The organism is Qipengyuania algicida (genome assembly GCF_009828025.1).
Lineage (GTDB): Bacteria > Pseudomonadota > Alphaproteobacteria > Sphingomonadales > Sphingomonadaceae > Qipengyuania > Qipengyuania algicida.
The window spans coordinates 57,382-71,353 of record NZ_WTYA01000014.1 but is presented as its reverse complement, the minus strand read 5'-3'; the positions used below and the strand labels follow the sequence as shown (position 1 = coordinate 71,353).

The following is a 13,972-nucleotide window of genomic DNA, read 5'->3' as shown; positions in this document are numbered from 1 at the left end:
CGGCTTCGGTATCCTCAACGGAATGTGGCACGAATTCCACAGCGATCCAATCGACGATCAGACCGTCGTTGATTGATAGCCCCGCGCGGGCGCCGCAACTCCATGGTTCCGCCAAGGCGTGGATCGGTTGCGGCGCCAGCGCGATCAACCCTTGTCGCGCCGCGCTGCTGCACGATGAAAAGAATACCGGCCTTTAAAGGCCAGGATCCGGGCGCTTAACGGACCGGTTGGCGAGTGTCCTTAGCGAACGATCCGTTTCTGTCCGGCTCCGTCGACGGCCTGCTCAGCCAGACCGGCTTGATCCATGAGCACACGTCATATTGCAGATGATCGAGGAATCTCGATTACCGCAAGTAACGCCCTTAGATAGCCGAACTGAAGCGCCTGCCCGGCTGTGCGCGGTAGCTGTCGAACAAGGCCGCGATCGTGCGCGCATAGGGCAATCCGTCGGGATCGATCGTCAACACATCGCCAGTTATATCTGCCAGCCCCCGAGCAACGAACGGCTGGAGTGCACAGGCGGTATGCGCCATCAGCTCGGCATTCACCTGGGCTTCGCCGTGGCATAGCAGTTTTTCGATGATCCTGCCTCGGCGGCGATCGTCGGCAGAACGGACTACGCCGCGATTGGCAAGCGGCTTCTGCTGCGATGCCATCATACGATACCTCCCGGAATTCTTCTCGTTCTGCGTCAGCAAATCGGGAAAGCTGCTGATCGCAGAAGCGCCGAGACCGAGCAGCACCGGGGCGTCATCCTCGGTGAAACCCTGGAAGTTGCGGTGCAACGTGCCTTCCATTGCCGCCTTTGCAAGCGGGTCGCCGCCGGGACGGGCAAAATGGTCGAACCCGACCGGGGTATAGCCATGCGTGACCAGATAGGCATAACCCATCGTAGCCATTTTGAACCGCTGTTCCTGTCCGGGAAGGTTGTCTGCCGGGATCATTCGCTGGCGGGGCACGATGTGGGGCACGTGGGCATAGCCGAACAGCGCGATGCGATCCGCGCCCAGAACGCGCGTGCGATGCAGCGTGTCGATCAGCTGATCTTCGGTCTGGCCTGGGAGCCCATACATCAAGTCGAAATTGAGCGATGTGACGCCTGCATTTCTCAAAAGGTCGACGCTGCTCAGGATGGTATCTTCGTTCTGTACGCGTCCGATGGCTGCCTGACATGACGCATCGAAGGTCTGCACACCAAGGCTGGCGCGTGTGATCCCGACGCGCTCGATTACCGCGCCCCACTCAGGCGTCAGCGTTCGCGGGTCGAGCTCTATCGACCAGATCGGATCGACCGGATCGAAAGCGACGGTCAGCGTGTCGACCAGCCGCACGAAATCGACCGGGGCCAGCGCGTTGGGGCTGCCGCCGCCAAAGGATATCCGTCTGACCCGCGCCCCTGACGGCCAATGCCGCGCGACCATGTCGATTTCGCTGTGCAACGCGGACAGATAGCTTTGCAGCCTCTTTTCGCGACCGGATACGCCGGTGTTGCAGCCACAATAGAAACAGATTTTCTCGCAGAACGGGATGTGCACATAGAGCGACACGTCACCCAGCACCCGCTCCAGCGCCTGAATATGCGCGGTTTCATCGAGCGGTCCGAAATCGGCAGCGGTCGGATAGCTGGTATAACGCGGAACCGGAGTTGCCAGCAGGTCAGGATAGTAAGGCCACATGCCGTCTGTGTGCCGTCACAAGCCGGAATTCGGCATTGATCTGAATCAAAGAATCGGATCCGCTTTTCCGTCATTGAGGCGCCACGTGCCGCAAAATCCTCGCCGCAACCCGCGGCACTGCGGCACTTGGGAAAGACCCATGAAAAAGTTACTTGTCGCGGGCGCAGCTCTGGCGGCCCTACTTGCAGCCAGCCCAGCAACTGCGGGCGATCCATCGGGAAAGGTGCAGGTTAAGCTGCTGGGCACGGCCGTGCTACCCGATGGCAAGATCACCTCGGTCGACACCGATATCGTGGGCTTGCCCGCTGGCACACAGACGGCAGCTAGCGACAATTACGTGCCCACCTTGGCAATCGAGTATTTTTTCAACGATTCCTTCTCGCTCGAAACGATCTGCTGCATGACCCAGCATGACGTCGATGCCTACAGCGGCTTTGCGCCGGGCACCGAACTGGTCTCGAACGCCAAACTGATCCCGGCCACGCTGACGGCGAAATACCACCTGCCGCTTGGCCCCGTGAAGCCTTACGTCGGCGCGGGTGTGACGTATTTCTGGTGGGTCGATGTCGACCCCGGCGCCGCCACGATCCCTTTGGGCGTGACGCGAACCGACCTGTCGGACGAATTCGGATTCGTCCTGCAAGGCGGTGCCGACATCGCATTGGGTGACAGCGGCTTCGGCCTGACGCTCGATGCCAAGAAGTATTTCGTCGATACCACCGCGAGTTGGTACGCCAACGACACGCTGGCAATCCAGACCAAGCACAAGCTCGATCCATGGGTGTTGAGCGCGGGCATCGCCTACCGCTTTTGAGCGAGGCCACCACCAAGAGGAGACGCGGCCATGTCGCACACGCAATTCAAGGATTGGCCAGCCATGGCCGCCAACCTCATACCGGCGATCAAACAGCTTCACCGCAGTTCACCGGGAGTGATGAAGGCGTTTCGCGAAATGGGCGCTGCGGCCCATGACGGCGGTGCGCTCGACCCCAAGACCAAGGAGCTTCTAGCTGTCGCGATCTCGGTCGCCGTCCGCTGCGATCCTTGCATCACCTATCATGTCGAAGGCGCGCGCAAGCATGGCGCAAGCCGTGAGGAAATCGCCGAAACGCTCGGTCTTGCGGTCTATATGGGCGCCGGGCCGAGCGCGATGTATGCGGCACAAGCTCTGGAAGCCTACGATCAGTATGCCGATCAGGTAGAGGCCAGCTGAAGCGCGCTTCGGCTAGCCCGACAGTTCGGTGAGCGCTTCGCGTTCAAGGAGAACAACTTCGCGCCGCGAAGGCAGATCGATCAAACCATCCGCCTTCATGCGCGAAAACTGACGGCTGACCGTCTCGATCGTTAAACCCAGCACATCGGCAATTTGCTGGCGCGACAGTGGCAGCTGCCAGACCTTTGGTTCACCGAAGGATGGCGCGCAGCCGCCATTGGCCATTCGGTCCTCCATCTCGAGCAGGAAGCTCGCCAGCTTCTGTTCCGCGCTCATCCGTCCCAGCAGGAGCATCCATCGGCGGGTGCGATCGAGTTCTGCCAGCGTCCGTTCGAGCAGCTTGTGCTCCAGCCGCGGATGCTCCCGTGCGAAGCGATCAAAATCGGCGCGCTGGAACACGCAGACATGGGCATCGGTCAGCGCTTCAACGCCATAAGGCGTGGTCTCGCCGAAAGGTCGCCCAAGAAAATCGGACGGGTATACCAGCCCGAGAATCTGTTCCTTGCCATCAGCCGTGAAGGTCGAGAGCTTGAGCACACCTTCCACGACATTGGCGACGAGCACGGCCTCGTCCCCTTCCCACAACAATTGTTCGCCAGCGCGAAGCCGACGCTGGCGCCCGATGCTGTTCAGGAGCGACAGCTCTTCGCTATCGAGATCCGCACAAATGGCGCGGTTGCGGATAGCGCAAGCCTGACAAAGTGGCGCATGCATACCACGCTGCTAGCGCAGCTTCCGTACGAAGCCAAATCATCTTTACGGCCACGCCACGTAAGCGAGTGCCATTTGATTAATGGCTGGTCCGTCTTATTCGATGACCAGAATTGGGATCAGTATAAATTAATTTTACATTTTGACTATCTTTTCAAAAGAATCTAATATTCAATATCAGGACAACATTCTGGCAGTCATCGCATGATTTTTTTAGTTAGGTGAATACTATTAAGAAGACTCATTGACAGCCATGGCCGTTTAAACATTCGGAACCCAATGACCGTGGTGGTAATAAGAAGCTGGCGCCTTGAATTCTCCGTTTGGGAGGGCCGCTATCTTCGTGCGTCAAACTTGATGGCGGCTATCCGCAAGCTATCCTCCAAAACTTGCCATTCCGGTTAGTCCGAAATTGCTGCCGCTCTGCGATGATCATTTCAACGTCCTCTGTGGATGGCTCCCGCGTTGCAAGTGGTGATTTGAGGGTTTGGCGTTTTGGTCGGGTACAGTCTTCTGTCCGGCCTGTTTGTGCGGTCGAACATTTGACCGCTGGCCATGATGGTATGCGCGAGCTGGGTCCCACTCTGCTTTGCAGGCTTCGATGCCTTGGACATTCAGCGGGGTATCCCGGTTCCCGGTCTGAACGGTGCGCCATCATCTCTCATCGTCCTCGCAACCTCGTGAAGTCTGTCTCCTTCGTTCTATCTGTTCATGAGGCAGCCGCTCGCACGGGCGCCTGATAAGTTCCGCCACGGGTCATGATGGCCCAGGCCACGCGCGCTGTGCGGTTTGCAGCGGCGACTGTTACAACGCGCGCTGGCTTGCGTTCGAGCATAGCGGCGATGCGTGGATCGACCGAGTCCGGTTTCGCTCTTGCCTGGCGGATAAGCGAGGTCATGCCGATTACCAGCAGCCGGCGCAGATAACGGTCTCCCATGCCCGAGATCCGACCCATCCGCTCCTTGCCGCCCGAACAATTCTGAAGCGGTGTGAGCCCGAGGGATGCTGCGAACTGTCGACCTGAGCGGAAGCGCTCAGGCTCGACGACTGAAGCGGCAAGCGCGCTCGCCGAGATTACAGCGACACCCGGGACCGTCGCAAGTCGCCGAGACAGCTCGTTCGATCGGTGCCAAGCGAGCAGTTCTTTCTCAAGAGCCGCCAACTGGACCTGCAGTGCACCAATCTGATCGGCCAGGCTCTTCACGACCCGCTGGGCAAGCGTCGGCACCTCTGGCGCGTCGCCTGCCGAGAGCCGTGCGGCCAATCTCAGAGCATGGTGCAGACCGCGCGCCATCTCCATCCCGAACTCGGCCAGCAAAGGTCGCCCACACGTCCTCCTGCTGACGCCTGGCAATACACATGACGCCAAGGTCGCCATACTGGCGATCAATGCCATGCCGCCATCAGAGTATCTGGTCGCCGACAAGGGCTACGACAGCAATGCCTTGCGCTCCTGGCTGATCGAGCGCGGCACCACGCCGGTCATCCCGGCTAAGTCCAACCGCAAGGTGCACATCGAGCACGATCGGCAAATCTACCGACAGCGCAATGTCGTCGAGCGCATGTTCTGTCGCTTCAAGGATTGGCGCCGCGTCGCCACTCGCTTCGACCGCAACATCAAGACTTTCATGGCATCCATCGCCATCGCCGCCTTCGTCACATGGTGGCTCTAATGAGTCCGGACCCTAGATGATTAGCGTGCAGGATATTTCTCGTTGCGCATCCTTTGGGCCGTTTATTGAACAGCACGAAAACTGCTGCCAAAGTTTACACATCAGCATATCAACGTTTGACGTAAATTAACGTCTGCTGTTGTTGGTTTAAGTCGTTAACCTCGCCCCAATGCCGACTTAACGCGATCCGCCGCCATTCCGGCCCACGCCGCCACCTCGCGCGGCGCAACGTCGAAATGCAGGAAGGTGGCGATCACGTGAAGCAGTCTGCAGGCGAAGCAGGACATCGTGAACTTGCGAATCCTTCACCCCAGGAAGCAAACGATCATAGAGGGTGATGTTTTCTTCCTCTGCTGTAATGCCGACTTGACAAGCTTCGAGCAGCGTTTTTGGCGCGCGGATTTTCCCGAGATAAGGGTTGCTCTGCGGATATTTCATACCGAGCCGATCGAGTTCGGATTTGGCGATTTTCTGATGCATTCGTTCTGCGCGGATGATGTTAACGAATGGGCGCACCTCGCCGAACTTCTCGATAACCGCTGCATAAGTCGCTTCGGCTTTGTACTCGTCATCCAACGCGATCAGCAAGGCACGCGCATCGCTATCGGCGGCTGAAGTCGAGATGTTTGTCTGTGCAGAGGTTGCCGCTTCGGAGCAAGCTGATAGCCCGAGCGTGGCAATGGCCAGAACAGGTAGGATAAACTGCGTCACTATTTTTTCCTTTCGTGTAATGCTCACTCGACTTCTCGACAGCCTTAATCGCCAAGCCAAAGCTGATGGCTGTCGATGCGCAGTCTAGTTATGGCGCGCATGGCGGCAGTGCGCGCTTCGCTCTCGCTACGAAACGCGTCATGGACCATCCGCTCGCCAAGCAGCAGATCGGCCAGGTCGATTTCGCCCTGCGAGTACCCCGTTCGCTGTTTTTCCAAGGCAGCCATCTGGGCAGAGAGACTTTCGCGCACACGCTGCCAGATCGAATAGCGATAGCGCGCTTCTGCGAGATCGGTGTCGGCCGTTTCTCGCACCAAAAAGCGGGCAAGCTGCGCGTCCGCCTGCGCGGCCGATGCCTCGGCGCGAGATTGGCTTGCGAGGGCCTTGCGATGCCCCCCACCCAGTGGAAAGGTGATCGCAACACCTGCGCCGCGCTCCATTCCGCCGCGTTCGGAAAATAGGCGTAAGCCGAGCGTAGGGTCTGCCATACGATCCTTGCCGTCGCGATCCGCCTTGGCACTCATTGCCTTCGCCCTGGCATCCGCAGCGGCAATCTCATGGCTGTTGCTCAGCACAAGTTCGCGAAGCGGTGCCAGCCCGCGTTCAGGGACGTATGGGACAGGCACCGATGGCGCAGTCTGACCGAGCGCAAGGGCCGGGAAATGCGCTTGTAACCGCGCCCGCGCGACTGCCGCGCGCCCTGCAGATTGTTCGGCAAGGCTGCTTGCCGAGGCAAGTGCCGCGGCGGATTGATCCGCATCTAATTGTGCTGCGTCGCGCAATTCTACGCGCCGCATCACAGCCTTCAGGGCTCTTTGATAATTTCCGACGGCTTGCCGATCAACACGTGCCTGCTCCTCCGCACCGAGCCAGTCCCACCAGTATGCGATTAACATCAAGGCGGCCTGATGCTTTGCATCCTCGGCCAGATTTTCCGCTTCGGTTACCGAGTACATCCCGACCTTGCGATCGAGTGCCGCTTTGCCGGGGAGACGAAAGGATCGCGACAATTCGAAATTGTATTCGTCGAAATCGCCTTCGAAGTCGACGCGCCGCTTGTCGTAGCGCCCAGTGACCTCGACCTCATAGGAACCTCGCGAAAGGGCGTTCGCGTGCGCCTTTGCCGCATCGACCCGCGCGCGGGCCGCGAGTACGCTGGGGTGCGTGTCGAGTGCGGTTTGGACCGCTGCGGCATCAGGGAGTCCCGTATCTTTTTCGTTGGCGTCGGCAGGCACCGCGATCAACGCGAACGCAAGCGTGAGAAAAACTTTACGCATGGGCCGATTCTCCCTGCGTATCACCACGCTCCGCAGCGCTTTCGCCGAATCTTTCGTAAAGGATCGGGAGCAACACCAGAGTCAGCAGCGTGGCCGACACCAATCCGCCGATCACAACTATCGCAAGTGGCCTCTGGATTTCCGAACCCGGGCCAGTCGCAAACAACAGCGGAACGAGACCGAATGCGGCAATGCTGGCCGTCATAAGGACCGGGCGCAGACGGCGTTCTGCCCCCTGACGGACGGCTTGCGCAAGGGGCATTCCATTTTCCCGCAATTGACGGAAGTAACTTACCATCACGAGGCCATTGAGCACCGCGATGCCGAGCAGGGCGATAAATCCTACTGAGGCGGGGACGGACAGATACTCACCCGACAAGGCAAGTGAGATCATTCCGCCGACCATAGCGAAGGGGATGTTGGTCAGGATCAGCAATGATGCGCGCACCGACCCGAGCGTGAAATAGAGGATGGCGAAGATCACCAGGATAGAAATCGGCAATACCACCATCAACCGTGCACTCGCGCGCTGCTGGTTTTCGAATTGGCCGCCCCATTCCAGCCGATAGCCTTGCGGAAGATTAACGTTCTTCCCGATCAAGGCCTTGGCTTCATCGACATAGCCGACGAGATCGCGCCCTGAAACAAACGCCTGAACCATGGCGAAGCGCGATCCGTTTTCATGCTCCAGTTTCACCGGCCCTTCGATCTGGTCGACGCGGGCAATGTCGCCCGCGCGCACCAGCGTTCCCGATGAGCTGCGATAAACTGTGTCGACGAATTGCTGGGCGCTCTGGTAGGTGATCGTATCGGCACGGATAACGATGGGCACACGGCGTATCCCTTCCGTTACGACACCCGAACGAATACCTTCGACCTCGGCTCGCATTGCGTCCTGAAGGTCGCTGACGGACATACCTAGCCGCCCGGCTGCCACACGGTCGATATCGAGCTGCAAATAGTCGACGCTGTCGTTCGCCATCGTCATGGCTTCGCTGGTACCGTCGATGCTTTCGAGCTGGGTCTGTATTTCTCCGGCGAGGCGCGAGAGTTCCATCAAATCCGGTCCAAACAGCTTGATCGCTAGATCACCACGCGCTCCACTGAGCATTTCGGACGTCCGCATCTCGATAGGCTGGGTATAGGCGGGTTCGATCCCGGGAAATTGCTTGAGCACCTGACGAATGCGGTCGAGCAGTGCTTCCTTACTGTCTACAGACCACTCCTCGCGCGGTTTGAGGACGAGGAAGGTATCGGTTTCATTGAGGCTCATCGGATCGAGGCCGAGTTCGTCGGAGCCGACGCGAGCGACAATTTCCTTGATCTCCGGCACCTGCCTGAGCAAGGCCCGCTGCACCTTCATGTCCCCTTCGACACTGTGTTTGAGAGAGATCGACGGCAGCTTATTAAGCTGGACGATGATGGAGCCCTCATCCATCGTCGGCATGAATGTTTTGCCTGTCATCGAGTAGGCAACACCGGTCAGGATCAATGCGATACCTGCAATCGAGAAAACGAGATACTTGCGCCGAAACGCGCCGTCCAAAAGCTTGTGATATCCTGGGGCGATCTTGCGTATCAGCCAGGGTTCGTGATGTCCGTGCTTCACCTTGAGGAGGTAGTACGCGAGCACCGGGACCAGGGTGAGCGAGAGGACAAGCGCCGAAACAATCGCCAGCACGATCGTGACCGCGACCGGTGAGAACAGCTTTCCTTCCAGACCCTGCAAAGACAGAAGCGGCAGGAACACCAGTGCGATGATCGCAAGGCCCGAAGCGACCGGCTTTGCCACCTCGGTGGTAGCGATGAAAATGGTGTGAAGCTTGCTCTCGGTTGCGTGCTTTTCGTCGGAAAGTCGCTCAACCACATTCTCGACCACCACGATCGCACCGTCGACCAATATACCGACAGCAATGGCGAGGCCGCCCAGGCTCATCAGATTGGCGGTTAGTCCGACCGCGCGCATAAAGATGAAAGTGAGCAAAACAGCCATTGGCAATGCCACGGCAACGATCGCCGACGCGCGGAAATCACCAAGGAAGAGCACCAGCAAGATTACGACGAGGACTGTCGCTTCGAGCAGCGCATCCTCAACCGTGCCGACGGCCCGCGAAATTAGATCCGAGCGATCGTAGAACACATGAATCGACATTCCGGCGGGTAGTGTCGGTTTCAGCTGCTCAAGCCGGGCTTTGACGCCGTCAACAAGCTTCCCGGCATCCGCTCCGCGAAGGCCAACCACCAATCCTTCGACCGCTTCGCCTTCGCCGTTCTTTGAGACCGCTCCATAACGGGTCAGGCTCCCGGTCCCGATCCGAGCGACATCGCCCAATCGCACTACAGCTCCATTGTCTGTCTTAACTACCACGTTTGCGAGGTCGTCGTGAGTTCGGATCGCACCGATCGAACGCACGATCAGTGCTTCCTCGCCCGAGATAATGCGACCCGCGCCGTCGTTCCGATTGCTATCTTCAATGGCTGCGGAGAGGTCTGCCGTTGATAGACCCGCAGCTACAAGCGCGGCGTTGTCGGGAGACACTTCGAATGTTTCGGCGTAGCCACCTAGCGCGTTGACGTCGGCCACGCCCGGCACGGTGCGCAAGGCCGGACGGATCGTCCAGTCGAGTACCTTACGCTTTTCGGCCAGTGATTGCGGCCCCTCCAGTGTGAACATGAACATCTCGGAAAGTGGCGTGCTGATCGGTGCCATGCCGCCCGAAACGTTTGTCGGCATGTCGCCCATGACAGCATTGAGCCGTTCGGCCACCTGGTTGCGCGCCCAATAGATGTCGGTCCCATCAGCGAAATCGATAGTGATGTCGGCAATGGCGTATTTCGCGACCGAGCGCAGCACGCTCTGGTTCGGGATGCCGAGCATTTCCATCTCGATCGGGGTGATCACCCGGCTCTCGATTTCCTCCGGCGTCATGCCGGGCGCCTTGAGGATGATCTTGACCTGGGTCGAGCTGATGTCTGGGAAGGCGTCAATCGGCAAATTTGCGAACGACCAGCCTCCGATACCCGCCAGTAGCGCCGCCAGAGCGAGCACTGCCAGCCTCAAGTCGAGCGCCTTTCTGATGAAGGATTGGAGCATCGACGCGCTACTTGGCTGCCATGGCCTTGAGCTCGGCAGTGCTGCTTGTCGCAACCTCTTCGCCTGCCTGAAGCCCTTTCTCGATCACCACGGTGTCGCCGGTTCTAGCAGCCAGTTTGACCGCGCGCGGTAAAAACCCCTTGACGCCTTTCACGAACACCGTGTCTTTGTCATCGAGCCGCACGAGTGCGCTGGCTGGAACGGTAACCCCCGATACATTCCCGCTTGCAGTATCGCTGATGTTGACGCTGACATTGCGTCCGGCGACGACACCCGGCGCGGCACCGATGCTTGCTTTGGCCATGATCGAGCGCGTGGCGGGATCGATCGAGGGCGCCACGGAGATAACCTCTCCACTAACTGCTATAGCTCCGCTGCCATCCGTGTTCACACGCGCCTGGATCGGCATTCCCGGCTTCACTCTACGAGCGAGCCGTTCGGGCAATTGCAAATCGATCTGATAGGCACCGGTGTTCTCAATCACGAAAGGCGCGGTCATCGTGTCCACCGCACCGCCGGTTTCTATGCCGACGTGAGACACCCGTCCGCCGATTGGTGCGCGCAGTGTAATTGTTCCGTCGGGACCGGATCCAGCAAGGGTGGCCAGCCCCCGTGCCTGCGTCAGATTGGCCTGCGCTTGGCGTGCCTGTGCGCGTGCCTCATCCGCGCGAGCGCCTGCAATCACACCTTCCCTGGCAAGTTGTTCCAGCCGCTTTGCGCGCGCAATTGCGACGTCCGCTTCTGCCCTTGCACGAGCCAGATCGCCGCGTATGCGTAGCGGCTCGACCGCACGAACGAGTGCAAGGGATTGCCCGCGCCGTACTGCCTGACCCTCGATGACATATATTTTCACCGCAGCTCCGGGAAACGGTGCAGTAACGGCCACTCGAGCCTGCGGAGGCAGATTGATTTGTCCGGGGACAGTCGCGACTGGAATGTCAGTAGCTGCAGTCGCCTTGGCAGTCTTGATTTCTAGTCCGGCTAGTGAGCTCTCCTGATCAACTTCCTGAGCAGAGTCGGCGGAGCCATTACCACCCGAACAGGCAGCAAGCATGGCTGACGTGACAAGGGCGACGAGCGCATGGCGGACCAGATACTTCATGGTGTCGACAATGCCGCATGAAACTGACACCAACTTGTCAGTTTGGCAGCTTGTTGTCAGTTTCATGCGGCATTGCCGAGTCAGACCAACCGGGAGTCCTGCAAATTTGCGCCTGCTGCTTGTCGAAGACGACGCCGAACTCGGGCCGCGCCTCGCGGTGCGCTTGCGTGCGGCCAATTTTGCAGTCGATCTCGCGACTACACGGGAAGAAGCGGAAGACTGGCCCGACCTCGACAAGATGGCGGCGGCGATCCTCGATCTCGGCCTGCCGGATGGCGATGGACTGGAGGTTCTGCGTAGCTGGCGCGATCATGGGGTTGAGACTCCGGTTTTGATCCTCACCGCGCGCGGGAGTTGGCAGGAAAAAGTCGAAGGACTGAATGCCGGAGCGGACGATTTCGTGGTCAAACCGGTTCGCTTTGAAGAATTGCTCGCGCGGCTGAATGCGCAATTCCGGCGGCATCAGGGCAGGCGTGCAAGCCGACTGGAGGCCGGCGATATCTCGCTCGATCCGCTGACACATGCGGTAGAGATGTCGGGTTCACCCCTATCGCTCAGCCGTCAGGAATTCCGCCTGCTCCATTTGTTCATGCGTCGTGCAGGGCAGGTCCTTCCGCAGGCCGATATCCTCGAGCATCTCTATGAACTCGAAGCAGAACGAGAACTCAATACAGTCGAGGTGCTTGTTGGCAGGTTGCGCCGCAAAATCGGCCGTGAAAGAATCGAGACGTTGCGCGGTCTCGGTTATCGGTTCGCAGCGTGAGGGCTCGTCCCGGAAGCCTGCGCCTACGCTTTCTGTTGGCGATAACGGTGTGGACCGTGATTGGTGTGGGGACCATCTGGCTTTCTGCAGTGCGCGTCTTCACCGAGCATGTTGAGCATTCCTACCATGAGGAGCTGGCGGTCCATGTGCGTGAGCTTGCTCGGCTCACAAGGCTTGATGCCGATGGCAGGCCACAACTTTCGCGGCTGCTTTCCGATCCGCGTTATGAAGAGCCCCTGTCAGGCTTTTATTGGCAGGTTTGGGCTCCTGGCGGCAAAACTCTGCGCTCGGCATCGATGACGCGTGGTAGTTTAGACGAAGATGTCGCCCATTCGCGAAATATCGTCCATTTGATCGAAACCGGTCCAACGGGCCCGGCCATCACTTATGGGCTGGAACGTGGACTGCCCGGGGGAGGCGACCTTCATTTTGTCATCGCGACCGACAAGTCCGAGCTGGACAGGCTGATCGACGGCTTCACGCGCGAACTGACGTTGTGGCTTTTGGTACTCGCAATACTATTGCTCGGCTCAGGAATCGCGCTGGTTCACTTCGGTCTTCGACCTCTTGATCGCCTCGGCTACGCCATTGGCCGATTGCGCGAAGGACGAGCGGATCGTCTGCAAGGTCACTATCCGGCGGAAATCGCTCCACTTGTGACAGACCTCAACACCTATATCGATCAGAACACGCAGATGATTGTCCGAGCCCGGGTCCAAGCGGGTAACCTGGCACACGGGCTACGCACGCCACTCGCGGTCATTACCGATGAGGCGGAACGATTGGCGGAACATCCTGACAGTTCCGGCAGTGCCAAGGTGTTGATCGATCAGGCACAAATGATGGAACAGCAAATCGAATATCAACTTGCCCGTGCGAGATTCGCGGCTGTGGCACGAGTGCCCGGTCAAGAGAGTGTTCTTCCCCAGCTTATCATGCCGATCCTGAACGCTATGCGCCGTTTGCACCCGGAGAAGGAGTTCGAACTGGATCGCCATGACACTAAGGACGAAGTGAGCCTACCTGTCGATCCGGTGGACCTGTCGGAGCTTTTGTCGATCCTGCTCGACAATGCAGGGAAATGGGCAAGTCGGAAAGTAATAGTGTCCTGCCAGCTCACCCCTGAAACGATGTCGATTTCCATTTCTGACGATGGACCTGGAATGAAACCGTACCAAATCGCCAGAGCGTTCGACGTCGGTTCACGCTTCGATGAGATCGCACCTGGATCTGGTCTTGGGCTCGCTATCGCCCGCGAGATTGCTGAAGCGATCCATGCTGATATCAGACTTTCTTCTACTGGAAGCGGGCTACGGGCAATCGTGAAGTTTCGTGCCAGGTCATCGCCTCCTAGCTGTGTACCGTCAGAGTATTGAGCGTAGTTCGCAACTTGGATTGACGGAGTATGGCATCCTCACATGGATCGGCATAGGCGGTCTACTCGTTCTATTGAGCCAAAGGTTGACGACCTGGGCTGTGCCGCAGTGCGGAGGCGAGACTGCGTACACCGGCTATGCTGAAAGCTGAACCTAGCATGACTACACTATAGAGCGCACGTGACGCGATTTGTCCACGCCGCGCAAATCGCAGGTCTGGATTCCAGAAGTGAGGAACCAAGTTAACGAATATTCAGCATGATTTGCGTGCGGTCAGATCGAGAAGTGCTGTACCGACGCCCTTCTCAATTTCCTAGCCTGAGAACACAAGACGCAAGCGTCCCTCGATGTAGATTTTCGATGTTAGCTGATCCTC

At 58.7% G+C, this 13,972-nt stretch carries 12 protein-coding genes and 1 pseudogene; 6 read left to right on the top strand and 7 right to left on the bottom strand.

Going from position 1 to position 13,972, the window contains the following annotated elements; genetic code table 11:
- The coding region (locus GRI58_RS15735) for a hypothetical protein (RefSeq protein ID WP_237452340.1) at window positions 1-197 on the top strand (197 nt) is incomplete at its 5' end.
- Between the two features lie 165 nt (window positions 198-362).
- Here GRI58_RS15735 and GRI58_RS14610 read toward each other — a convergent pair.
- On the bottom strand, window positions 363-1,676 hold the full coding sequence (locus tag GRI58_RS14610) for a radical SAM protein (protein WP_160754335.1): 1,314 nt from the start codon (window positions 1,674-1,676) through the stop codon (window positions 363-365).
- 139 nt (window positions 1,677-1,815) lie between these two features.
- Here GRI58_RS14610 and GRI58_RS14605 point away from each other — a divergent pair, with 139 nt between their 5' ends.
- Both GRI58_RS14605 and GRI58_RS14600 read left to right on the top strand, forming a co-directional pair.
- On the top strand, window positions 1,816-2,490 hold the full coding sequence (locus GRI58_RS14605; protein WP_160754334.1) for an OmpW/AlkL family protein: 675 nt from the start codon (window positions 1,816-1,818) through the stop codon (window positions 2,488-2,490).
- Between the two features lie 30 nt (window positions 2,491-2,520).
- Window positions 2,521-2,889 (top strand): carboxymuconolactone decarboxylase family protein, encoded by a 369-nt coding sequence (locus GRI58_RS14600; RefSeq protein WP_160754333.1) that lies wholly within the window; start codon window positions 2,521-2,523, stop codon window positions 2,887-2,889.
- Between the two features lie 12 nt (window positions 2,890-2,901).
- Here the strand turns inward: GRI58_RS14600 and GRI58_RS14595 are convergent, their stop codons facing one another.
- Both GRI58_RS14595 and GRI58_RS14590 read right to left on the bottom strand, forming a co-directional pair.
- Entirely contained in the window at window positions 2,902-3,603 is a 702-nt protein-coding gene (locus GRI58_RS14595; RefSeq protein WP_160754332.1) for a Crp/Fnr family transcriptional regulator, read from the bottom strand.
- A 706-nt stretch (window positions 3,604-4,309) separates the two neighbouring features.
- Window positions 4,310-4,924: pseudogene (locus GRI58_RS14590) on the bottom strand (IS110 family RNA-guided transposase); the annotation flags it as partial.
- Here GRI58_RS14590 and GRI58_RS14585 point away from each other — a divergent pair.
- The gene (locus GRI58_RS14585) at window positions 4,893-5,273 is read left to right on the top strand and encodes an IS5 family transposase (protein WP_160754349.1); all 381 of its coding nucleotides are present in this window, start codon (window positions 4,893-4,895) and stop codon (window positions 5,271-5,273) included. The pseudogene GRI58_RS14590 and the gene GRI58_RS14585 overlap by 32 nt on opposite strands.
- A gap of 177 nt (window positions 5,274-5,450) precedes the next feature.
- Here the strand turns inward: GRI58_RS14585 and GRI58_RS14580 are convergent, their stop codons facing one another.
- From GRI58_RS14580 to GRI58_RS14565, 4 genes are read right to left on the bottom strand one after another with little or no spacing between them, the layout of a single operon-like run.
- Complete coding sequence (locus GRI58_RS14580) at window positions 5,451-6,044, bottom strand: ferritin-like domain-containing protein (RefSeq protein WP_237452339.1); 594 nt, start codon at window positions 6,042-6,044, stop codon at window positions 5,451-5,453.
- Window positions 6,029-7,261: a TolC family protein gene (locus tag GRI58_RS14575; protein WP_160754331.1), complete on the bottom strand. Its 1,233-nt coding sequence runs from the start codon at window positions 7,259-7,261 to the stop codon at window positions 6,029-6,031. The genes GRI58_RS14580 and GRI58_RS14575 overlap by 16 nt, the downstream gene beginning before the upstream one ends.
- On the bottom strand, window positions 7,254-10,355 hold the full coding sequence (locus GRI58_RS14570) for an efflux RND transporter permease subunit (protein WP_160754330.1): 3,102 nt from the start codon (window positions 10,353-10,355) through the stop codon (window positions 7,254-7,256). Before GRI58_RS14570 ends, GRI58_RS14575 begins: the two co-directional genes overlap by 8 nt.
- A 7-nt stretch (window positions 10,356-10,362) precedes the next feature.
- On the bottom strand, window positions 10,363-11,523 hold the full coding sequence (locus GRI58_RS14565) for an efflux RND transporter periplasmic adaptor subunit (protein ID WP_237452338.1): 1,161 nt from the start codon (window positions 11,521-11,523) through the stop codon (window positions 10,363-10,365).
- A gap of 40 nt (window positions 11,524-11,563) precedes the next feature.
- On the opposite strand from GRI58_RS14565, the gene GRI58_RS14560 reads away from it, so the two are divergent.
- Both GRI58_RS14560 and GRI58_RS15875 read left to right on the top strand, forming a co-directional pair.
- The gene (locus GRI58_RS14560) at window positions 11,564-12,220 is read left to right on the top strand and encodes a winged helix-turn-helix domain-containing protein (protein WP_160754329.1); all 657 of its coding nucleotides are present in this window, start codon (window positions 11,564-11,566) and stop codon (window positions 12,218-12,220) included.
- 47 nt (window positions 12,221-12,267) lie between these two features.
- Window positions 12,268-13,596 carry an ATP-binding protein gene (locus GRI58_RS15875; protein ID WP_160754328.1) on the top strand — a complete coding sequence of 443 codons (1,329 nt, stop codon included), beginning with the start codon at window positions 12,268-12,270 and terminating at the stop codon, window positions 13,594-13,596.
- Window positions 13,597-13,972 lie beyond the last annotated feature (376 nt).

Coding starts and splice junctions, on each gene's coding strand:
- GRI58_RS14610 (WP_160754335.1), bottom strand. CDS start 1,676: ATGTGGCCTTACTATCCTGACCTGCTGGCAACTCCGGTTCCGCGTTAT.
- GRI58_RS14605 (WP_160754334.1), top strand. CDS start 1,816: ATGAAAAAGTTACTTGTCGCGGGCGCAGCTCTGGCGGCCCTACTTGCA.
- GRI58_RS14600 (WP_160754333.1), top strand. CDS start 2,521: ATGTCGCACACGCAATTCAAGGATTGGCCAGCCATGGCCGCCAACCTC.
- GRI58_RS14595 (WP_160754332.1), bottom strand. CDS start 3,603: ATGCATGCGCCACTTTGTCAGGCTTGCGCTATCCGCAACCGCGCCATT.
- GRI58_RS14575 (WP_160754331.1), bottom strand. CDS start 7,261: ATGCGTAAAGTTTTTCTCACGCTTGCGTTCGCGTTGATCGCGGTGCCT.
- GRI58_RS14570 (WP_160754330.1), bottom strand. CDS start 10,355: ATGCTCCAATCCTTCATCAGAAAGGCGCTCGACTTGAGGCTGGCAGTG.
- GRI58_RS14565 (WP_237452338.1), bottom strand. CDS start 11,523: ATGAAACTGACAACAAGCTGCCAAACTGACAAGTTGGTGTCAGTTTCA.